This is a genomic window from Wolbachia endosymbiont (group A) of Volucella inflata, assembly GCF_947250665.1.
In the GTDB taxonomy this organism is placed as follows: Bacteria; Pseudomonadota; Alphaproteobacteria; order Rickettsiales; family Anaplasmataceae; genus Wolbachia; species Wolbachia pipientis.
The window spans coordinates 254,204-275,827 of the sequence record NZ_OX366338.1 but is presented as its reverse complement, the minus strand read 5'-3'; the positions used below and the strand labels follow the sequence as shown (position 1 = coordinate 275,827).

Below are 21,624 nucleotides of genomic sequence, written 5' to 3'. Positions count from 1 at the left end.
AACCAACAACAGTTAATATCAAATTTTTATAATTAAAAAATATGCTATTTTTTAAAACTTTCATTCTCCTTGACTCTGTCAACTTCACAAAACAACTCTTGGACCAAATGTATCTGGCATAACACCTTTTGGTAACTTGCTACTTCTTTTTTTTCCGCATCTCCGACAACGGCCATTGATATTCCACTACATAAGGCTTGATTTTTGGTAGATCAACTTTTTTATGAATAATACTATGCTTCTCCTTAAGTTGACCATTTCCCCTAAACGCTATTAGCTTCCTTAAAACTTACATTAATGCCTATTTTGCCTAAACTGAAGCGTCTTTTCCAATTTTTTCTAGCATCAACTCAGCAGCTTTTTGTTCAGCAATCTTTTTACTAGAAGCGCATGCAGAAACCTTACCATAATCTTCTATGCAAACTGATATAGTAAATTCAGGATTGTGCGCTGGTCCAGTTTGTTTTACAAGCTCATACTCTGGTAAAGTCAATTTGTTTTTCTGAGTCCACTCTTGCAGTGAGGTTTTAGGATCTTGAGGGGGGTCGAGCATACCTTTAGCTAGCTTTTCCCAATATTGGGTAATAAATTTTTCAACATTTTCAAGTCCGCCATCAATATAAATTGCACCTATTAGTGCTTCAAGCGAGTTTTCTAAATTTTTTAGATTACATCTCCCTCCATTGCAGCGTTCACTATTATTCATGATGATAAAGCCGCCTAATTTTATTTCTTTAGCAACATTAGCAATGGTGTTGCCACAAACTAAATCCGTCTTTCTTTTTGTCAATGCTCCTTCTTTTTCTTCAGGAAATAGTTTAAACAGTATGGCAGATACGACCATATTCAAAACACTATCGCCCAAAAACTCTAGTCTTTCGTAGCTTACAATCTGGTTTTTGCTATTCCTTTTATTTACGCTTGGGTGAGTTAGTGCCTCTTCTAATATTGCATAATTTGTAAATTTATAATCAATGATCTTAGATATTGCATCATTCAAACTCTTCATACCCATTATTTAAAAGAAAAACACTTCCTACCACCTTTATACCAGAGAATTAGTTTTATTTTATTAAAATAATACCACCAACTTCCAAAATTAATGTATACAACCCACCACCTCACTAATGTTACTAAATCCATCTCTCCTTATTAGTTCTGCAAGTTCTAGATTAATTTTGTTTACAACTTGAGGTCCGTGGTATATGAGAGCAGTGTACAACTGCACCAAAGAAGCTCCTGCCTTTATTTTTTTATATGCATCAGCACCACTTGAGATTCCTCCGCATCCTACCAACAATATTTTGCCCTTAGTAAGTTTGTACATATCGCTCAATAACTCGGTTGAAAGTTTGAACAGTGGTTTACCACTCAATCCGCCACTTTCGTTGTGATGGGAATGCAGATTATCTCTACTTACCGTAGTGTTGCTTACTGTTAAACCGTCAATTTTATATTCCAATGCAAGCTCAGCGATATTTTCTTTCGTTTGCTGATCTATATCTGGAGAAATTTTTAATATTATTGGTATGGATTTAGAATTATCAATTGATTTCCGGATGGATTTCAACAATTTCGATAATTCTTGCTTATTGTGCAGATTGCGTAAATTAGGCGTGTTTGGAGATGAGATGTTCAGCACTATATAATTGCTTTTTCCATATACTATCTTTATTAAGTCAACATAATCGCTGATTTGGTCCTTTGATGTACTGTTTTTTCCTATGTTGATGCCAAAAATGCAGTCATCAAGCTTGGTTTTATCTATTTGTTTAAGAAAGTAGTCTATTCCTTTATTGTTAAATCCCAATCTGTTAATTACCCCTTGATCTTTAATTAACCGAAAAATTCTTGGTTTTTTGTTTCCATATTGTGGATTACGAGTTACAGTACCAGTTTCAATAAATCCAAAACCAAATGAAAGCATAGGCCTTATAACTTCTGCATTCTTGTCAAAACCTGCAGCCAGACCCACGGGGCTTCTGAGCTTATTACCAAAAAAATTCACACTCAAAGATTCTGGTAGCTCTATAGGTTTTCTATAAGGCATTTTCTTTAATGCCATAATTGCCAAAGAGTGAGCAACCTCGGGCGGTAGTAAAAACAATAAATCACGTAATATCATTTTGTAAAACACTTTGCTTATTTTTAGTTTATTTTTTACCATGAAACGCTATAAGAGTATAACCATAACTTGAAAAGAAATTGATTTTACTTATGAATAATTTTCTCTATAGTTACACACTTAAAGCTACTGTTGAATTGAGCAACTTTTACAAGATATAGAAAATGAAAGAGGCCGGGACCGGAATTGAACCGGTATAAAAGGATTTGCAGTCCTCTGCATAAGCCATTCTGCCACCCAGCCGTTTTTTATGTGTAGATATCCATTATATCTTTTAGCATAGATAAAGCTTCCTCCCTTTTGCGTTGGAAAGTGTTACGTCCAATGATTGAACCATTACCGCCCCCTTGCTTAATTTCTTTCGCTTCATTGTATATGTTATCTACTTCCTTCGATTCACCACCAGAAAAAACTACTATTCTTTTCCCTGCAAAACAAGACCTTTTAACATATTCAATTCTTTTAGATAATGATTCAATATTTTCTGCTTCTATTTTCTCCCTTTCCAAATATTTAGTTGGAAGTTTTACTTTTATTATATTAGCGCCAAGCAAAGCTGCCATGTGTGCAGCATAGGCAATAACATCAACCGCTGTTTCACCTTCTTTGGAAATTCCTTCACCGCGTGGATAAGACCATAACACTACTGCAAGCCCATAAGATTTGGCTTCAGCTACGATTTCACGGGCTTCTTCCATCATATCGAAACACTTAGCAGAACCAGGATATATAGTAAATCCAACAGCCAAGCAGCCCAAACGCAGTGCATCTTTCACAGAAGAGGTTATTGCTTGATCAGAAGTCAGATTCTTCGAATGTAAGGAGTTGGAACTATTAAGTTTCAAAATAAGTGGGAGCATTCCAGCATAAGTTGAAGCACCAGCTTCAATCATACCAAGTGGAGCAGCATATGCACTTACTCCCGAATCAACTGCAAGCTGAAAATGATAATGTGGGTCATAAGCATCAGGGTTAACTTCAAAACTTTTTATTGGCCCGTGTTCAAACCCTTGGTCTACAGGGAGAATTACTAATTTGCCAGTGCCGCCAAGCTTTCCATGCATGAGAATACGAGTAAGATTTGCTTTTACCCCGGGGTTTTCACTTTCGTAGTGGTTTAAGATTTGTCTTATTTCTTTACTCATTAACGCTATGAAGTTCATTTAAAGTATAGCAAAAACCACAGTTGAAGCAAAGATCTTTTTATGGTTCTTGTCCTGCAGGTGTACCTAAAGATGTAACGTTAGGATTGGTGGTGTGCTGTTGTGGCTTTTTTTGGATTAAATCTCTAAAATACATTTTGACAATAGGAAGAACAAGTGGCATAAGCACTAGCTTGTAGTCATACCATGCAAATTTTTCTTTATAGCTAAATTCTGCATCTTCTTCATATAAGCGCTGAATGCAATGTTCACTATATAGTTCAGATGCCTTTGTAAAAGTTCTAAGTAAAGCAATAAGTAATAAATCCAATGCTAAATTAATCATCAGCATTGTTCTATATTGAGCAGGCTAGCCATTTTGTGCTACCTCTGACACTAGACCACATATAGCAAATGTTGCTGCGATACATATCACATAATTATCAGCAGCAATAAGTAGATTGTATCTTCGATTTAATCTATCCAGATTTTCCTCTTGTGAACCTTTTTGTTTACTTGCTGCATAAATAATACCACAAAAGGATATAATAAATAACAACGGCCAAATCCCTATGCTAAATGCATAAAATTGATAAGCGATGCTTTGCACCGTGCCACTATTAGCAAGTTGCGATAAGCAATACTCAACTTTCAGCGATGGAGTAAACACCGCATTTGCTAATATAAAAAATAAAAGTACTCTATTTATAGCTTTGCTTCTACGTGATAATATTCCATAAATTTTTGTTTGCCTCCTCCGTTCTTCTTCACTTGATAGCCTTTCATATTGACTAGGAGTTTTTCCTTCTTTTAAAGCGTTGAGATGCTTCTCTAGCTCTTTTTTATCTGCACTAAGTTTTTGAAACTTTTCTGTAGCTATCTTTTTCTTCTCTTCATCTCTTTCTTTGTCAGGGTGGCACTTTAATGAAAGCTTTCTAAAGCTCCGTTCAACTAACTTGAGTATATCGTCAAACTCCTGGCTTATTACTTCTTCTGCTTTTATTTCTAGGTGTACAGTCCCAGAGTGTGATGGTATGATAAAATATGAGAAAAAAATACCATCAAAGGAGGAGTTATGGGACAAATATTACATGGGTGCGCCAAAACAACACAGACGATTCGTAGAGCAATACAAAATAGAAAAGAGAGCATAGCAAAACTCTCCAAGCATTATAACCTTAATCCAAAAACTATTATTAAGTGGAGAAAACGTTCATTTACGAAAGATGCTGATATGGGTCCAAAGCGTCCAAGATCGACTGTTTTAACGCTAGGCTCTGTGGACAAAAAATATGAAAAGAGAGAAAAAGATGGTAGTTTAGCCTAATAGGTAAAAAATGGAGAAACTACCATATGCAATATTACATCAAAGAGGAAAATTGGAAACAAATTTTAGAGTTCATAAAAAGCGTAAAAGGAATGCACAGCAAAGATGAAAAACGTTTAAGAATATTCATAGAGGCAGTGTGGTACATAGTGCGAAGTGGTTGCCAATGGAGACTTTTACCAAAAACTTATGGTAATTACAGGAGTATACATAAGCGATTTAAAAGATGGTGTGAAAGAGATGTCTGGAAAAAATTGCTTGAATATACTAAACAAGAGCCTGATTTAGAAGTTGCTATAATCGACGGTACGATCATCCGAGGCCATCCATGTTCATCTGGATATACAAAAAACTCCAAGGATCAAGAAGCTTTAGGGAGGAGCAAAGGTGGCTTTACAACTAAAATACATGCGCTTGTCGATGCACTTGGAAATCCACTTAAATTTACTCTGACTCCTGGTCAAAGAAATGAAATTACGCAGGCACAAGTGTTGACCGAAAGTATCTATAACTCTACTGTAGTAGCTGACAAGGGCTACGATAGCAATGCCTTTGTTACAAGTCTTGAAGACAAGGGATGTACAGTAGTTATTCCGCCAAAACGGAATCGAAAAGTGCAAAGGTATTACGATGAGCATATCTACAAAGAACGTCATTTGATTGAGTGTTTTTTTGGTAAAATTAAAAATTTTAGGCGCATTTTTTCCAGATTTGATAAAACTGCTGAGGTTTTTATGGGTTTTCTCAATTTTGTTGGAGCTCTTGTATGGCTTCTCTAAAATTTTGTCCACAGAGCCTAGAAGAGGAAGCTATAATAGTTACATTTCGCAAGTATACACTACTGCCACTAGATGATTGCCTTTACGCTCTGCAGTCTACAATTCCGCATTTGACTCGCTCTAGCTTGCATCGTTGTTTACAAAGACACAACATTAGCAGATTACCAACTGTTGATGGAGAAGTTAAGTCAAAAAAGAAATTCAAACAATATCCTATCGGTTACTTTCATATTGATATTGCTGAAGTTAGAACTGAGGAGGGCAAATTACATTTGTTTGTTGCTATTGATAGGACATCCAAATTTACCTATGTTGAGTTGCGTAACAGTGCTACAAAACCCATAGCTGCTGAGTTCTTACGTAATTTGATTAGAATTTTACCGTATAAAATCCATACTATTTTGACAGATAACGGTATACAATTTACAAACCAGAAGCGTCATAAGTATGCTTTCCAACATATATTTGATAGAGTTTGCGAAGAGAATGTTATTGAACATCGTTTGACAAAAGTTAGCCATCCTTGGACGAATGGGCAAGTCGAGCGTATGAATAAAACTTTAAAGGATGCTACAGTTAAGAAGTATTACTATCAATCGCACCAGCAACTTAAAGAACACCTTTATAACTTTGTTATGGCTTATAATTATGCAAAGAGACTCAAAACTCTTAAGGGTCTTACTCCTTATGAATTTATATGTTATCAGTGGACACAGTCTCCAGAATTATTTATACTAAATCCACACCATCACACTCTGGGACCATACACCTAGTCTTGAAAATAAATTCTGTAAATCGCGATTACTGTAATACTGATTTCTAGTTAAACTTGCCACTATAGCCTCATTATTCTTAAAATAAAATAAGTATACTATCAGTGTAATAAAAAAACAAGAATTTCAAACTATATCAAAAGCAATTTTATTTTCTACTTTATTCATATAGATTCTTAATTTCTTTCCTTTTATTAATTTACGATTCAGTATTTCTTCCGCTAAGTAACTTTTTATCTCTTTTTCAATAAGTCTCTCTATCGGACGTGCTCCCATTTCCTTACTATAACCTGTTTGTGCAAGATAAGATTTCACTTCATCTTCTACCAAGCAGTTTATGCCTTTTTGCGTCAGCTGCTTTTTCAGTTCCTGAATAAATTTATCTACAATATGCAGAATTATATCCGCATTTAAGTCAGAAAAAGAAATAATCGCATCAAGACGATTACGAAATTCAGGGCTAAAAACCTGTTCTATCGCTTTTTCACTATCACCAGTGTTAAATTTTTTATGCCCAAAGCCAACAAAACTTTTGCTGCGTTCAGCTGCTCCTGCATTAGTTGTCATAATTAAGATTATATTGGAAAAGTTAACTTTACGTCCGTAAGTGTCTGTAACACAACCATAATCCATAATTTGTAGCAATATATTATAGATATCGCTATGGGCCTTTTCAATTTCATCAAGCAACACAACACTATATTGATTGTTAGATACAGACTCTGTGAGTAATCCACCCTGATCATAACCTACATATCCAGGAGGAGAACCAATCATCCTTGATATCGTATGAGACTCAATATATTCGGACATATCAAAGCGTATAAGATTCATGCCCATGCTGTCTGCTAATTGTTTTGCTAGCTCGGTTTTACCAACACCAGTTGGCCCTGCAAAAAGATAACTTGCTAAAGGCTTATTGTAATTTCTCAACCCAGACTTAGCAATTTTAATAGAATTAACAAGAGATTCTATTGCCTGCTCTTGGGCAAAAATCACCTTTTCTAGATTAGCTTTTAAAGACTTTACTTTCTGCAAATCATCAGATTCAGATCCGCAAGGCACATTTGTAATTCTAGTAATGGTATTCTTAATATCTCTACTATTTACAATTTTACCCCTGTTTCTTAGCAATTTACAATATGCCCCTGCCTCATCAATAACATCAACCGCTTTATCAGGTAATATTCGCCCAGTAATATACTTATGCGAAAGTTCAGCCGCAGACCTAATGGCATTCTTTGTATAATATACTCCATGATACCCTTCATAGTAGTGCTTTATACCATCTAGTATCTTTATCGTTTCATTAACAGAAGATTCTTTAACATTAATTTTTTGAAACCTTCTCGCTAGTGCTTTATCTTTTTCAAAACTAGCGCTGTATTCTCTATATGTGGTTGCACCTATACAACGCAGTGTACCTCTTGCAAGCACAGGTTTGAGTAGGTTACCTGCATCAAGAAAGCTACCACTTGTAGAACCTGCTCCAATGATAGTGTGTATTTCGTCAATAAAAAGGATAGCACCTGGTTTTGCCTCAATTGCTTTTATTATAGATTTTATTCTCTCTTCAAAATCACCTCTGTAGCGTGTCCCTGCAAGGAGTGACCCTAAATCCAAAGCATAAATTATACTGGACCTGAGCGCACTTGGAACACTGTTTTCAATGATTTTGAGTACCAAACCCTCAACTATTGTGGTTTTGCCAACACCTGGGTCTCCAACATATAAAGGGTTGTTTTTTCTACGCCTCGATAATATTTCTATAGTGCGATTTAATTCATAATCACGACCAATAACATAATCTATTTTTTTGCTTCTTGCATAGTCATTTAAATTTTTACAATAACTTTGTAGAATTTCCTCATCTTTTAGTAGCTCACCTTTATTTACTGTAGTAGGAGCGTCATTATTTTTATCAAGTTTTACTTTATGATTGGTGGTGTATTCATCTATATCGCTCAAGTATTTCATATTAGATATATGGTAAATCAAATTGGAATCTTTCGCACTTTGTTTCTGCAATAGATCTTCAACATATAAATCTTGCCCAGACAAAATTTCTACTAGAACACTTGCTCCATTTATTTCTTTTTTCCCCAAGCTATGAGCCCGTATTATTGCTCTGTGTATTATGCATTGAAACATTGAGCTAGGTTTAACTCCACTGATAATCAATTCAGAACTGCTTTGTAAAAACCCTTTTATATTATTATTATAATCATTAGCCTTAATATTGCATCTTGATAGAATGTTATCCATATTTATGATTTCATCGGCTCTGATATTACATCTTGATAAAACGTAATTTACATCCACGTCTTTAGTTAACGCCAGCAATAAATGTTCTACTTTCGCATATTTAAGATTAAAATTAGAAGCAATGAATAGTGCTCTATTCAAACTTGCCTCTAAGTTTTTGGAAATCATCTCCTATTCTCTTTAAAAGTGGGAACTCATATATAATGAATAGCACACAATTATTAAAAAAATTGAAATCCAGCAGTTCGCTGTAGCCAATTTGAATCCCACTCTGGATCTACGTCATAGCACCGTAATATCTAAGCATAGATTCCGCTAATGAGTAGCGGAATGACGAGTTTTACGCTTATCAAATTGTAGGTAAATCCTATTTAATACGCTTTTTCTAGTACTCTGCTTTTCTTCTTAAATGCATTGATCTTTTTTCTACCGTATTTAGTCTTTAACGTACTTGGCCTTTTAAAGACCTTTTTGCTGTTACGTTTTTTAAATTGCACACTACAATCAAAATTTAGCTCTCCTTCTTTGTCTGCCAGTGCAGGCAGTCTTCTCTTATCTTGAGGTGTAACAAAAGATAGCGCATACCCTTCAGCTCCAGCGCGTGCAGTTCTACCTATACGATGAATATAGTCAGCTTGCGATTGTGGTGCATCATAATTGATAACATGTTGAATGTGGGGAATATCAAGGCCGCGAGAAGCAACATCTGTTGCAACCATGATTTGATTACGGCCACGACGAAAAGAATTAATGACCCTTTCGCGCTTGTGCTGCCTTAAATCACCATGAATTGCTAAAGCGCTATAGTCATCTTTGTGCAATCTGTTAGCTAGCTGATCCGCTCCTCGCTTTGTTTTGACAAAGATAATGATTGATCCTTCGCGCTGACATAGTTGTGTAACAAGCTTTTCATATTTTTCTGATTCTGATGCATAAACAATTTCTTGCTTAATTTTTACAGAAGTTGTAGCCTCACAATCAACAGAAATACGTTCTGGTCGATTAAGGTACTTCTCAGCAAGTTTTACTATATCTCCAGGAAGAGTTGCAGAAAACATAAGAGTTTGCCTTATTTTAGGCAAATGCTTCATAATTTCTTCAATCTGAACTCCAAAGCCCATATCAAACATACGATCCGTTTCATCAAGCACAAGAACGCTAACATTGCGAGTAATCAAAGCTTTACGCTCAATATGGTCTATAATACGACCAGGAGTACCTATTACAATTTGTGGTTTTTTCTGAAGCTGATTTAGCTGCCTAAAAATAGGCTCACCACCAATCAACAAAGCGACCCTTAGTGCAGAATTTTGAGATAAGAGTTTTCTTATCTCATTTGTTACCTGATGCGCAAGCTCTCTGGTTGGCACGATGACTAAAGCTGAACCAGTGTTAGGCTCATTCAGCAACTTAGCAACCAACGGAATAGCAAATGCTAAAGTTTTTCCAGTCCCCGTTTGAGCAGATCCGAGAATATCTTTACCTTGTAGCGCTAAGGGAATCGCTTGTATTTGAATCGGAGTTGGGACGAAAAGATTATTTTTATCTAGAGCTTGTCTAAGCGAAGCTGGGAGACCCATCTCATGAAAATTATTCACAATATGTTAATCCTGTTAAAAGACTTCATAATAGATTAATCTTCCAATCTTAAATTTATTGCAGATTTTTTATCTTCTCCGTTTCTACCGCGCTCCTCTTTAACCTCATAACTCACCCTTTCTCCTTTTATTCCCTTCTCTTTATTCTCTCCTTTAAGTGCCTCAGGTCTTATTCCCGAACGTTCCAATGTGCTAATATGTACAAAAACGTCACCCCCTTTACCTTCTGGCTTGATGAAACCATAGCCTTTTTCGGCATTAAACCATTTTACATTACCAAATTCCATTTAAACAACTCCTAAATTATTAACTAATATTACTAATGTGATGAAAAACTTTGAAATTACGATTGAGAATGCTTTAAGCTTAGCTATTGAAACTAAACCTTTATACTCCATAGTCTATTCTTAACATTACATGACAATAATACACAATTGTTGTACTTGATGCAAATAAATTTTTTAATCGTTAAGCGAACCTGCAACCGTCATTTCGCTAACTTTAATTGTCGGTGAATTAAATTGCCCACAAAAAGTTAGATCATCTGCAACGACTAAATTGCTAAACATATCCTTCAAATTGCTAGCAATGGTAATCTCATGTACTGGATACGTTATTTTTCCATTTTCTATAAAAAATCCGGAAGCGCCTTGGCTGTAATCGCCATTGATTAAATTAACACCAAAACCAAATAAATCAGTTACATATATTCCCTCTTTTACTTCCTGAATTAATTCTTCAAATGATACATTACCATTCTCAATGTAGAGGTTACTAGCTGCAGGAATAACTGCAGCATTACTTGCACGAGTTGCACTTCCGGTTGTTTCTGAGTCTAATTTTCTAGCCGAGTATAAGTCTAAAATCCAATTTTGTAATATTCCGTTTTTTACAAATATATTTTTTTTGCTAGTTATCCCTTCTCCATCAAATGGTCTCGATGCTATGCCTCTTGGCAACAATGGATCATCAATAATGTTAATTCTATCATTGAAAATCTGAGCGTTTAAACTACCCCTCAAGAAAGAACTGTTGCTTATAATACTGCTCCCATTTATAGCAGAAGCAAAACTTTTTACTAGCCCTTTTGCTGCTCTTTTTTCAAAAATAACTGGAAATTTGCCAGTTTTAATTGTACGTGAATTCAATTGATCAACTGCTCTTTTTGCTGCTTCTTTTCCTATTAACTCTGGCAACTTTAAATCACTAAAATTACATGCTATATCATAATCGTAACCAACCTTCATTTCACTTTCTCTTCCAGCAACAACAGAGACCTGATTAGCAAAGGTTGATTTACTAAACGAGCCAATAAAACCAGAAACAGTCGATAATACTGTATTCACTAAAGCGTATGAAGAAGAGGCTCCTTCAGAATTAGTGATACTCTTATGTGCAAGGGCTGAATTTTCTGCAGCTTCAGCAATTTCTTTTAGGTTATCAACGGTTACAACATTATTATCTGAGATACTTAAATCTGCAGAAGAGATATAATTACTACCATTTACAGCAAAATTAATGCAAGGATCTTCTGGCGCATTCTTTGCCATTTCTACCACTTGGCTTACCGTATCACTAAGATTATTCAAATCGTTTGTAGAAATATACGCAGCTTTGTTTTTACCTGCTATAGCTCTGATTCCTACAGTGCAATTTTTAGATTGTGATATTTGCTCAATTTTTGATAGACGCTGAGAAACTGAAGTCTTATTAGTTTCATATATTGTAACTTCCGCGTCTTGATTCTGCTTTTTTATTAATTTAGTGATATCTGCTGCAATATTTAATATATTCATTTTCTATTCCTTAGATTTTTATAAAGACTCTGCACCACCTATAACTTCAATTAAATCAGTTGTAATTGCTGCTTGACGAGAACGATTATAAAGCAATGCTAGTTTGTTCAGCATCTCTTTAGTGTTTCTGTTTGCTGATTCCATAGCAACCATCCTAGCACTATTCTCACTTGTTGCACTTTCAAGCAAAGCAGAGTAAAGAGCAATTACAACGTAATCTTGAACCAAAGATTTTAAAATAAATTCAATATTTTGTGGTTCATACTCATAGCCGTAATCTGTTGTTGGACCAGCCAGAGAGTTATCAATCAAGGATGAGTCTTTACTCCATGGTTTTATTGTTTCCAACATTGGTTTTTGCGTGAAGGTATTATAGAATTTACTATAAAAAACTTTAACTTTATCGTATTTACTTAAATCTATACCATCAACCAAAGCTCCTACGTGCTTTAACGTGATTCCCTTACTATTTTCAATTTTTAAGATACTTTTAGAGTCAAATCTATTTTTACCTACATCAAAAGCTTTTTTACCAAGAAATACAATATCTACTTTTTTGCCATTTGCGATTGACTTATTTACACGCTCTTGACTAAATTTGACAATAGAAGAGTTAAAGTTGCCGCACAAGCCACGATCAGACGCAACAATGAATACTAGGTAAGAACCGTCGTTACTGACATTTAGAATTTTTGCCAGTAATTCTTGATCAGCTGATAGCATTAATGAAGAAATAATGTTATGCAGCTTAGATACATATAATTTTGAATTTAATAACTTCTTTTGACTTTGTAACAACTTTGCTGCAGAAACCATTTGCATTATTTTCGTGGTTTTCTGTACAGACTTAATATTCTTAATTCTTAAGGATAATTCCTTTAAGCTCTTCATTTTGTATACAACCCTGATTTATTAAAATATATAATTGTTAGTGTCTAAAAGCAAGTTTTTTTGACATTAGAACCAAGTCTAACTAAAAAACTTGCAGGTTTATTATTTTGAAATAAGGGTTATATTAAGAGATCTACTCCAAAAATTGTTCAATAGAGGTCTTTGATGGTAATTTTCCATATATTATTATCATCACACTTTGTGGAGCCTTATAATATATAATAAACACAATTAAAACTATTGCAATTTGAACATTTATGATCCCATTGCTTTAGTTCTCTGTTACAATTTTTACACTTCCAGCCTGGATCAGGCAAAGCTTCTGAGCCCATCTTGTTTAGCCAATAAATTACCTTGTCGTGTTCTTGCAATGTAACCTTGAGTTGTATTACAATAAAGTAGATTGACATGTAATTAGCTTTTTTCATAGCAGTGTCTAAATATTGACTTGCAAGATCATATTTACCTGAACTCATTGAGGACAAAGCAAGTAAACAGTAACTAAAATAATAATCAGGGCGTAAGTTGTATAGTCTTTCAGCACCTTTACTATTTAAATTGATGTAAATTTTAGCTGACTGAGGAGTAGGATTTACTGTATACTCTGCCTCTAGCACTGCAGAAGCTTTTCTGATTTTTCCAAGTTTAATATATAATTCTGCCTTTAAATAATTGATGGGCTGAAAAATTGCACTATAACGTTGTGCTCTAAATAAAGACTTTATAGCCTCCTTAAAATTTCCTTTACTTTCATATTGCTTTGCTAAAGCGCAATAAAACACTGCAAACATTTCTTTATGATCAAAGGGGAGAAAAATATTGAACTTAACTGCTTCCTTCAACCTCAAAATTGCATTAATCCAATCTTCTTTCAATATGTAATGCTCTATTTGAAAGGGAATAGATAGCATTTTATCGTTAATTGAACTAGAGCAATATTCTATAAATTTTTGAAAGACTACTTTTTCTTGTTTGAGGTGAATGATCAGCTTATTGGCCAGAAGTAGAGCTAAGTTACGATTTTTATTTGCAACGTTTGTTAAACCGTTACTGAAAAAGCTGTAACTTCCCGTCTTACCTGAGTTAAAGAGCTTTATTAAAGATAACCTATCGCTCTTCTCATTTAGACTTTTAACTACCTTTTGGGCGTTCTCTATATTGTCTAAGTCTATGCTAAAGAAAGCTTCAAAGAGAAGCAATTCTTCCCTATCCCTTCTTCTATTTCTTATGTTGGCAAATGTTGATGAAATGGAAGAAAAAAAGCGTGCAAGTGCAATTAACAAAAATAATAAAACTACACAAGTAAAAATAATGAAATATAGATCAATACTTATAATGTAATTGCCTAATTCTAATTTTATTACTTCACCACTTACCTTGACCCATATGCCAAATAAAAACGAAAGAGCGAAAATTATAAAATAAATCATGAGATATATTGTAATAAGTGATGATATATTGTTGAAATATTCTTAGAAGCTACAATAAGATCATTCAATTTATTCAGCCATGGTTTGAACTCTGAATGCGTTAAATCTTTTACTGTAGTAGCTATACTTTGCCAATCATTATCGTTTATTGACTCCTCAATTTCCGCAAATTTTACTCTTAATGGATCATTTCGGTCGTCTACCTTTATCCAGTTTGAAATGATTTTTTTAGACAATGTACTTTTGTTGTAATCGATAGTATCAATAGTTTTTTCAAAAGATAACTTCAATTCGTGTAAGGTATTTATCTCTTTCAAATTTTCTAATTCATCTACTGCATTTTCTATCTCTGGATCGTCAAGCTCTGATATCAAAGGCTTTATTGAATTTATATGGTTATCAAATTTTGCTTCTCGCAATAACGAATTCTTCATTTTAACCACAAGTAATAGCAATTTTGCAAGGTTCTTACATCTTGAGTTATTATCACCTTGCTCACATTGAGTATGCTGACTTCTCTTTAAGTCAAATATCCTTTTTTCCATTCTAGATTGATTAACTTCAAGCAACATTCTAAGCTCATCCATGCCTTCCATTAAAGTTTTCACATTATTTTCACTCTCTTGCTGATTTGTTTTTAAAAAGATTATGTTATTTATTGTGATGTAACCGGTAAATAACAATACAATTAAGAACCAACCTATGTACTTTTGCTGAGTATCATTCATAACGTAGTATCTCCGCAGGATCTTGTGCAGCTGCCTGCAATGCAGGAGCAATTGTCGCTAAAAATGATAAGAATAACGCAAGTGCAGAAATATTTACTACGTCTTGGGGTACTAATATCACTGGCAAACTTGAAAAAAAGTATATCATAGGATCAAACAGCTTGACGTTAGTAATGTTTTCTAAAAACACTCTAATACTTTCGATATTGAGAGAAAAAACGACACCTATAATACAGCCAAGACAAGTTCCCGTAAAACCGATTAATAGACCACAAGCACAAAATATGCGCATAATGCTTCCACTTGTTGCACCAAATGTACGCATAATTGCAATCGCGGATTTCTTTTCTTGTACTATCATCATTAAATTCGAGATAATATTAAACGCTGCTACAACTATAATCAAAGTAAGAATTAAAAACATCACATTTCTTTCAGTTTTTAAAGCACTAAAATAATGGCTTTGCTGTGATTGCCAACTTTCAGCTTTCATTCCTATTTCTTTTTCTATAGCATCTGTCAGCTTATCAGCTCTAGTAACGTCGTCTACAAGTACTTCTATATTTTTTATGCTATTTTCATAATTAAAAAAGACTTGTGCTGATTTTAGAGGCATATATATCAAGGTATTATCATACTCAAACATACCCATATCAAATATTGCTATAACTTTATATTTTTTCATTCGCGGCATTTCACCAAGTAATGCATCAAATTCTTCAGATGATATAAACGTAATTTCGTCGTCATAGTCAATGTTCAAGGCTTCTGCTAAGCGTGCCCCTATTATTATCCCTTCATCAAATTTTTTTACATCACCTATAATTACATTATTTGTAACGGCAGTACTATCAAGCAAATCTTTAGTTGACACACCTCGCACTACGCTACCTGCAATTTTACCATTTGCTGCAATAATGACTTGATCATTGGTCATAGGAGTAGCTTTTAATATACCAGGAATTCTCTCAATAGATTTTGAAACTGCGTAGTAATCTGAATTTATGTTTCTATCAAAATAAACGTTAATATGGCCATCAATGCCAAGTATTGAGTCAAGCAACTTTGCTCTGAATCCGTTCATTACAGACATCACCACTATTAGTGTTGCAACTCCAAGGGCAATGCCGATAATAGAGAACAAAGTCATTATAGAGCAAAATCTGGCATTTTTCGCTCGCAAATAGCAAGCAGCCATAGTAATTTCAAAGGCAATGGACATTACAAAATATTTTGAGGTTAAACATTATATTTTTGAAACTTCGTATAATTGTAGACTTTTCTTTATTTGAAAACTAGAGATTTTTGCTTCCTTAAATTTAGCAGGCTTATAGAATATATTCAATACCTTAACACACAGCTATACGAACATTTGTTTTTGTTAAGGTAATTCATACAGTAAATGGTGTCATGCCAGTGCTTGACACTGGCATCCAGGAAATTTTTGCTTGCAAATAAGTAAACTGATTTGGTGAGCGTAGAAAGCAGCTGATCTTATGCTGAATAAACGTTTTTGATGAGGTTGCATGAAAGCTGGATCCCAGTGTCGAAGCACTGGGATGACACCCTTCCCTGGTAGAGATTTGCCCTCAAATCACAATGTTCGTACAGTTAGTCCGACCCGAAAGTCGTGATTTTGTGATGGTTAAATTCCATCTTCCCTAGACATCGGGGATAATGTATGTCTCACATTTTAGAGAGTGGCAACCTCTAGGCTCTGTGGACAAAAAATATGAAAAGAGAGAAAAAGATGGTAGTTTAGCCTAATAGGTAAAAAATGGAGAAACTACCATATGCAATATTACATCAAAGAGGAAAATTGGAAACAAATTTTAGAGTTCATAAAAAGCGTAAAAGGAATGCACAGCAAAAATGAAAAACGTTTAAGAATATTCATAGAGGCAGTGTGGTACATAGTGCGAAGTGGTTGCCAATGGAGACTTTTACCAAAAACTTATGGTAATTACAGGAGTATACATAAGCGATTTAAAAGATGGTGTGAAAGAGATGTCTGGAAAAAATTGCTTGAATATACTAAACAAGAGCCTGATTTAGAAGTTGCTATAATCGACGGTACGATCATCCGAGCCCATCCATGTTCATCTGGATATACAAAAAACTCCAAGGATCAAGAAGCTTTAGGGAGGAGCAAAGGTGGCTTTACAACTAAAATACATGCGCTTGTCGATGCACTTGGAAATCCACTTAAATTTACTCTGACTCCTGGTCAAAGAAATGAAATTACGCAGGCACAAGTGTTGACCGAAAGTATCTATAACTCTACTGTAGTAGCTGACAAGGGCTACGATAGCAATGCCTTTGTTACAAGTCTTGAAGACAAGGGATGTACAGTAGTTATTCCGCCAAAACGGAATCGAAAAGTGCAAAGGTATTACGATGAGCATATCTACAAAGAACGTCATTTGATTGAGTGTTTTTTTGGTAAAATTAAAAATTTTAGGCGCATTTTTTCCAGATTTGATAAAACTGCTGAGGTTTTTATGGGTTTTCTCAATTTTGTTGGAGCTCTTGTATGGCTTCTCTAAAATTTTGTCCACAGAGCCTAGGATGCAAGCATGAGATAAAAGCAGGTAACACTAAACCTTATAGTGAATCCCTGCAAACAGAGTTAGATATGGTTACGAGAGGAACCAATGCCTGAATTGTCGTAACGAACGATATGCGAAATAAGGTTGGTTAACGCATAGACCAAAAGGTACGGAGAAAGTGGATAATTAGAACTTGACTGGTCTGATTAAGATGTTTCCCATCTCCCGGCAAAAAGTTGGAACCTAAGTCTAACATGAAACAATTTCATGGAACGGAGTAACATTATAGATGCTCTTATTCTTTAAGCAGGGAGCCACCCGTATGCACCTATAATGAGGGATTGTCTAAGAAGCCAAGGCCTAAAGTAATGTTTAAGATATGCTGACGTGGACACTGTAATTTGGAAGGTAAAGTTGTGAGTAGTGGTTAATATGTTATGAGCCAACATTAAGTGTTAGGTATGAATGAATACGACTTCTCTAGTAATATAGAGAATGCTGTATTTAAGCTATAAAAACAAATTTACCAAGCTTTGAAATGTTAATTACATGGAGAAGTATGTATGACAAACACCAAGTTAGAGAGAAGCCGGATGTGGTGAAAGTCACAAGTCCGGTTTTGAAGTCGAGTGGGGAGAGGTGACTTTCTCCACTTAGATAACTGACCTTAACATTAGAATTTCAAAATCTTCCATATACATCATCCAACCTCACTATATCATTATCAGATAAATGCTCTCCTATCTGAAATTCAACTATTTCAAGTGGAAAGCTTGTGCTTCTATTTTCAATCCTATGGGAAACTTCCCTTGGGATTTCTATCATATGGTCTTTTACTATAGCATATTCTTTGTCTTCTAAACTAACATACCCAACTCCTGATAGCACTATATGGTATTCATCTCTATAGTGATGGAATTGCTTAGAAGTGCAGCTTAATGGATTTATAAAAAGATATTTTATAAGAAAATTTTCGCTCATTAAAATTATACTACAAAATCCCCATGGTTTAACTTCTTTCCTTATCGCCTTTACTTTCTTAACTTTATGAATAAATGAAATTAGACTTTTGTTTGGTTGCTTACAAGCTCTACTTAATAAATTCTTTGCATTACCTTCTTCCATTTCAAAGTTCTTTTCTGTCATCCCAGTGCTTGACACTGGGATCCATCCTTTTTCTTTTTTTCTAGATCCCAGCGTTATGCGCTGGAATAACACCGGTTCTTTACTAAACTTCTCACTCAATTCTAAAACCGAATTCCAAGTTCCAACATCCAACCAATCGAAATTAGCTTCTATCATTGCAACGTTTTTTGCTTTTTCCATCACTAAGTAATCAATAGATATGCCTTCAATTCCTGCAAAATCTCGTTGTTTTAAATATAGAAATCTCTCTTGCGGTGTGAAATGTTTAAAACATGAATTGTAAAGATTCGGGGCAGATTTTTTGACCTCATCTATGTAGCGTTTTGCTTTAAACACAAATATTCCAGAGTTCCAATAATGATCGTTACTTAATTTATGCTCAGGTTTCTCTATGAAATCCTTCACTATATGATACTTTTCCTTATGATCATAAACTGCATTTATATAGCCGTATTCAGAATTGAATTCATGAGGCTTAACCCCAAAAGTTACTATAGAGTTAGTTTCAGAGGCTAACTTAGACGCTTTTTGAGTAGAAGCATAAAAACTATTCAAATCACCTATGAAATGATCTGAAGGCAGAATTAACATTGTCTCGTTTTCATTGCAGAGAAGTGCAGCAATTAATATTGCCGCTGCTGTTCCAATTTTCACTGGTTCGAAAATCACTTTATATTCTTGCAGTGCATGCAATTCCTCCATCACTAATGACTCGTACTGTATATTTGTAGCAATTATGGGCGGCATATAATCGCTTTTAGCCTCAACAAAGTGTTGTGAAACATAGTGTTCTGACTAAATATTTTCTGAAATTGCTTTGGCTTAGATAAAGGCCAAAGTCTGCTACCACTACTACCACACAATATTACAGGGCGCATTTAGTTAAGATATTAATTAAATAATTAATATCTTATACTGAGGGCAAAATGCATGCAAGTTTTTGTTGTGGAATAGTTAATAAAGAAAGTAAATGTTGATTTAAAGTAATTGCTAATGAGAGTGATCATGTGTAGCGCCTTGCCCTTGCTGTGAATTTCTTCTATTTTGTAATTCCTCAACATGACCTTTTCTTTTATCACTTAATATTTCATTACCCTTATTTTGTTCTTTCTCAGGACTCTTTAGTATTTCATTACTCTTGCTAACTTCTTTATCATTCCCTTGTTTCTTTGGCCTTCTAGCGTTAAGCTCATCCCATGTGCCCACTAGTAGCTTTTGATCCTTTTGCTCCGGCTTTAGCCTTTCTTCACCTTTAATAACACTAAAGTCACTTTTTATTTCTTCCCAATACCCTGCCAATTGGTGTTTCCACATAGTTAAGTAAGCATCACCATATTTTTTCTCATTTGCTACAAACAATAAAATTGGAGCCTTAAGTATAGTAGCTCCCATATTCACTAAATTTTTTACTGCCATTTCAGGAGTGAATAAAAGATAACCAAAAGACTTTGCAATTGGGTTTTGTTTGCTTACTAAATGCTCCCCTAACTTTATAGGAAGAGAAGTCAACAATTTAGTACAAACTTTAGCTAAACTTGTAGCAAAAACGATAGGAACAGATATAAGACTTTTATCTAGCTCTAGATTACCATTCTGATCTCTAATTTCTGAAAAATGGGTGCTTAGCTTCTTATAATCACTAGTGTACAATAATTTTCCATTTCTTCCTTTTTCATCTATATCTTTCTCGTCAACCTCACCTTTATTGTTGAGAGAAGAACCTTTTTTAGCAAGCACACGAGAATGAGTTAATTCAAGTGACTGAGTATCAACTTCAAAAATTGGAATATGTTTCTCAAGATCGATTTTTGAAAACCCAAATGGTTTATAATATTTACTATAATAACTACGATTGCTACTGCGAAACTCGCGTGCATCTTTATCTGGGTCAACTAAAAAGTTAATAGTGAAGTAGTGAAATTTTACACTTTTCTCTTTACTTCCAGTGCTTTCAACAGGAGCTAAATCAAAACTTGGTTGTCTTCCATCTTTGTCTTCCTCGCCATATAAAAGTTTATATATAGTCTCACCCTTACTATTCTCACCTTCTATAATTTTTCCAGACTTTTTAATCTGATCGTAATTCTCTGGATATTTGCATTTTCTTCCATCTTTATATGTCATTACCTTTCTAAGGTCTTTTACATAAGTTGTGCTAGGCTCAGATGAAGTAAATAGGCTCCTTACTCCTAGCGTAAGACTTGCAAGCATATTGTTAAACCAGAATCACTATAACTTAATAATAAAATGAGTATGTTAATAATATGTTAACACAGAACCGGTGATTTTACAAGAAAATATGCCTGTAGAAGATAAAGATTGTAAAAGCAAGGACTATATAAGTAATGCTTGATAAGTACTTTATGCATGTAATTGTAAAAATCCTTAGAGATACGCTGTGTATATAATCTTCGCATACTACCTGCATTCCAAGAACTGCGTGCCAAAAAATGCAAAACAACAATACAACAAAAAATAAAAGCTCTAAAGGGTGATTAATAAATTTTTCACTAAAAGACAAAGAGCTATCAGTATAAAATGCGCAAGAAAATGAATAGATGAACCAAGGAAATAGAAGCAGCAAAATCACTGCAGAAACACGCTGAACCCACCAATGATGTACTGAATTTCCAGACTGACTCATATAAACATAAATAAAAAAGCCATAGTAGAAAGAAGTAGCGTTACTGTCAGCAGTATAGCACTCCTTGAAACGCCAGTGATTTCTAAATTAAGCCCAGCATCCCACAATAAATGACGAATACCATTAAGAAAATGATATACAAAACTTATAAAACATAAGACATAAGCTAATTTAGCAACAGGAGTGAATAATAATGCATTTAAGTACCTTACTATAAGTAACTCAGGAAAGTAAACATGTAATATAAAATACCAAGAAAGTATCATTAATAAAAGGAATAGCAAGATACCAGTCAATCTGTACATAATAGAGAAAAAACTAGTAACTTGTACTTTATATATTTGTAAATGTGGAGAAAGAGGTCTATCACTCATAAAATTCCGTTATCGGGAAATTAAAATAAAGTAGAAGTAAAGACAGCAGTATAGCAC

The 21,624-nt window shown here is 34.4% G+C and carries 19 protein-coding genes, 1 tRNA gene and 4 pseudogenes; 5 read left to right on the top strand and 19 right to left on the bottom strand.

Translation table 11 applies throughout. The annotated features are described in order from the left end of the window. Positions 1-93: 93 nt before the first annotated feature. The 7 genes and pseudogenes from OOK85_RS07765 to OOK85_RS01400 form a co-directional block, all read right to left on the bottom strand. Positions 94-229: pseudogene (locus tag OOK85_RS07765) on the bottom strand (IS66 family transposase); the annotation flags it as partial. A gap of 81 nt (positions 230-310) precedes the next feature. Further along, on the bottom strand, positions 311-1,009 hold the full coding sequence (rnc, locus tag OOK85_RS01425) for a ribonuclease III (protein WP_264703537.1): 699 nt from the start codon (positions 1,007-1,009) through the stop codon (positions 311-313). Between the two features lie 90 nt (positions 1,010-1,099). After that, the gene (locus OOK85_RS01420; protein ID WP_264703535.1) at positions 1,100-2,167 is read right to left on the bottom strand and encodes a quinone-dependent dihydroorotate dehydrogenase; all 1,068 of its coding nucleotides are present in this window, start codon (positions 2,165-2,167) and stop codon (positions 1,100-1,102) included. Positions 2,168-2,296: 129 nt separating this feature from the next. Beyond that, positions 2,297-2,368 (bottom strand) — tRNA-Cys (locus OOK85_RS01415). Positions 2,369-2,373: 5 nt separating this feature from the next. Beyond that, on the bottom strand, positions 2,374-3,270 hold the full coding sequence (locus OOK85_RS01410; RefSeq protein WP_264703533.1) for a class I fructose-bisphosphate aldolase: 897 nt from the start codon (positions 3,268-3,270) through the stop codon (positions 2,374-2,376). Between the two features lie 58 nt (positions 3,271-3,328). Further along, positions 3,329-3,613, bottom strand: a complete 285-nt coding sequence (locus tag OOK85_RS01405; protein ID WP_264703531.1) for a hypothetical protein — start codon at positions 3,611-3,613, stop codon at positions 3,329-3,331. A gap of 24 nt (positions 3,614-3,637) precedes the next feature. Then, complete coding sequence (locus OOK85_RS01400; RefSeq protein WP_264703529.1) at positions 3,638-4,351, bottom strand: J domain-containing protein; 714 nt, start codon at positions 4,349-4,351, stop codon at positions 3,638-3,640. On the opposite strand from OOK85_RS01400, the pseudogene OOK85_RS01395 reads away from it, so the two are divergent. The 3 genes and pseudogenes from OOK85_RS01395 to OOK85_RS01385 all read left to right on the top strand — a co-directional run. Further along, positions 4,343-4,540 (top strand): annotated as a pseudogene (locus OOK85_RS01395) (IS481 family transposase); the annotation flags it as partial. The gene OOK85_RS01400 and the pseudogene OOK85_RS01395 sit on opposite strands and share 9 nt — an antisense overlap. Positions 4,541-4,620: 80 nt before the next feature. Beyond that, entirely contained in the window at positions 4,621-5,373 is a 753-nt protein-coding gene (locus OOK85_RS01390; protein ID WP_264702164.1) for an IS5 family transposase, read from the top strand. A gap of 14 nt (positions 5,374-5,387) precedes the next feature. Continuing rightward, a pseudogene (locus OOK85_RS01385) lies at positions 5,388-6,146 on the top strand (IS481 family transposase); the annotation flags it as partial. A gap of 126 nt (positions 6,147-6,272) precedes the next feature. Here OOK85_RS01385 and OOK85_RS01380 read toward each other — a convergent pair. From OOK85_RS01380 to OOK85_RS01345, 8 genes are all read right to left on the bottom strand, one after another. After that, positions 6,273-8,579 (bottom strand): AAA family ATPase, encoded by a 2,307-nt coding sequence (locus OOK85_RS01380; RefSeq protein ID WP_264703527.1) that lies wholly within the window; start codon positions 8,577-8,579, stop codon positions 6,273-6,275. Between the two features lie 203 nt (positions 8,580-8,782). Then, positions 8,783-10,009: a DEAD/DEAH box helicase gene (locus tag OOK85_RS01375; protein ID WP_264703524.1), complete on the bottom strand. Its 1,227-nt coding sequence runs from the start codon at positions 10,007-10,009 to the stop codon at positions 8,783-8,785. A gap of 35 nt (positions 10,010-10,044) precedes the next feature. Further along, a complete protein-coding gene (locus OOK85_RS01370) occupies positions 10,045-10,296 on the bottom strand; it encodes a cold-shock protein (protein WP_006279919.1) in 252 nt (83 codons plus the stop codon). Positions 10,297-10,470: 174 nt separating this feature from the next. Continuing rightward, the gene (locus OOK85_RS01365; RefSeq protein ID WP_264703521.1) at positions 10,471-11,805 is read right to left on the bottom strand and encodes a TldD/PmbA family protein; all 1,335 of its coding nucleotides are present in this window, start codon (positions 11,803-11,805) and stop codon (positions 10,471-10,473) included. An 18-nt stretch (positions 11,806-11,823) separates the two neighbouring features. After that, positions 11,824-12,696, bottom strand: coding sequence for an ATP synthase F1 subunit gamma (gene atpG, locus OOK85_RS01360; protein ID WP_264703519.1), 873 nt, complete (start codon positions 12,694-12,696; stop codon positions 11,824-11,826). Positions 12,697-12,905: 209 nt separating this feature from the next. Next, positions 12,906-14,126 carry a heme biosynthesis protein HemY gene (locus OOK85_RS01355; protein ID WP_264703518.1) on the bottom strand — a complete coding sequence of 407 codons (1,221 nt, stop codon included), beginning with the start codon at positions 14,124-14,126 and terminating at the stop codon, positions 12,906-12,908. Further along, a complete protein-coding gene (locus OOK85_RS01350) occupies positions 14,123-14,854 on the bottom strand; it encodes a hypothetical protein (RefSeq protein WP_264703516.1) in 732 nt (243 codons plus the stop codon). The genes OOK85_RS01355 and OOK85_RS01350 overlap by 4 nt, the downstream gene beginning before the upstream one ends. After that, positions 14,847-16,076, bottom strand: coding sequence for a lipoprotein-releasing ABC transporter permease subunit (locus tag OOK85_RS01345; protein WP_264703513.1), 1,230 nt, complete (start codon positions 16,074-16,076; stop codon positions 14,847-14,849). Before OOK85_RS01345 ends, OOK85_RS01350 begins: the two co-directional genes overlap by 8 nt. Positions 16,077-16,647: 571 nt before the next feature. On the opposite strand from OOK85_RS01345, the gene OOK85_RS01340 reads away from it, so the two are divergent. Together OOK85_RS01340 and OOK85_RS01335 are read left to right on the top strand one after the other, a co-directional pair. Then, positions 16,648-17,400 (top strand): IS5 family transposase, encoded by a 753-nt coding sequence (locus OOK85_RS01340; protein ID WP_264702263.1) that lies wholly within the window; start codon positions 16,648-16,650, stop codon positions 17,398-17,400. Beyond that, positions 17,388-17,516 carry a hypothetical protein gene (locus OOK85_RS01335; RefSeq protein WP_264702676.1) on the top strand — a complete coding sequence of 43 codons (129 nt, stop codon included), beginning with the start codon at positions 17,388-17,390 and terminating at the stop codon, positions 17,514-17,516. The genes OOK85_RS01340 and OOK85_RS01335 overlap by 13 nt, the downstream gene beginning before the upstream one ends. Before the next feature lie 568 nt (positions 17,517-18,084). Here the strand turns inward: OOK85_RS01335 and OOK85_RS07965 are convergent. The 4 genes and pseudogenes from OOK85_RS07965 to sdhC form a co-directional block, all read right to left on the bottom strand. Further along, positions 18,085-19,427, bottom strand: a pseudogene (locus tag OOK85_RS07965) (sugar phosphate nucleotidyltransferase). Positions 19,428-19,539: 112 nt separating this feature from the next. Continuing rightward, a complete protein-coding gene (locus OOK85_RS01320; protein ID WP_264703511.1) occupies positions 19,540-20,760 on the bottom strand; it encodes a hypothetical protein in 1,221 nt (406 codons plus the stop codon). Between the two features lie 76 nt (positions 20,761-20,836). Next, positions 20,837-21,193: a succinate dehydrogenase, hydrophobic membrane anchor protein gene (gene sdhD, locus OOK85_RS01315; protein WP_264338925.1), complete on the bottom strand. Its 357-nt coding sequence runs from the start codon at positions 21,191-21,193 to the stop codon at positions 20,837-20,839. After that, positions 21,190-21,567: a succinate dehydrogenase, cytochrome b556 subunit gene (sdhC, locus tag OOK85_RS01310; protein WP_264703508.1), complete on the bottom strand. Its 378-nt coding sequence runs from the start codon at positions 21,565-21,567 to the stop codon at positions 21,190-21,192. Before sdhC ends, sdhD begins: the two co-directional genes overlap by 4 nt. Positions 21,568-21,624: the final 57 nt, after the last annotated feature.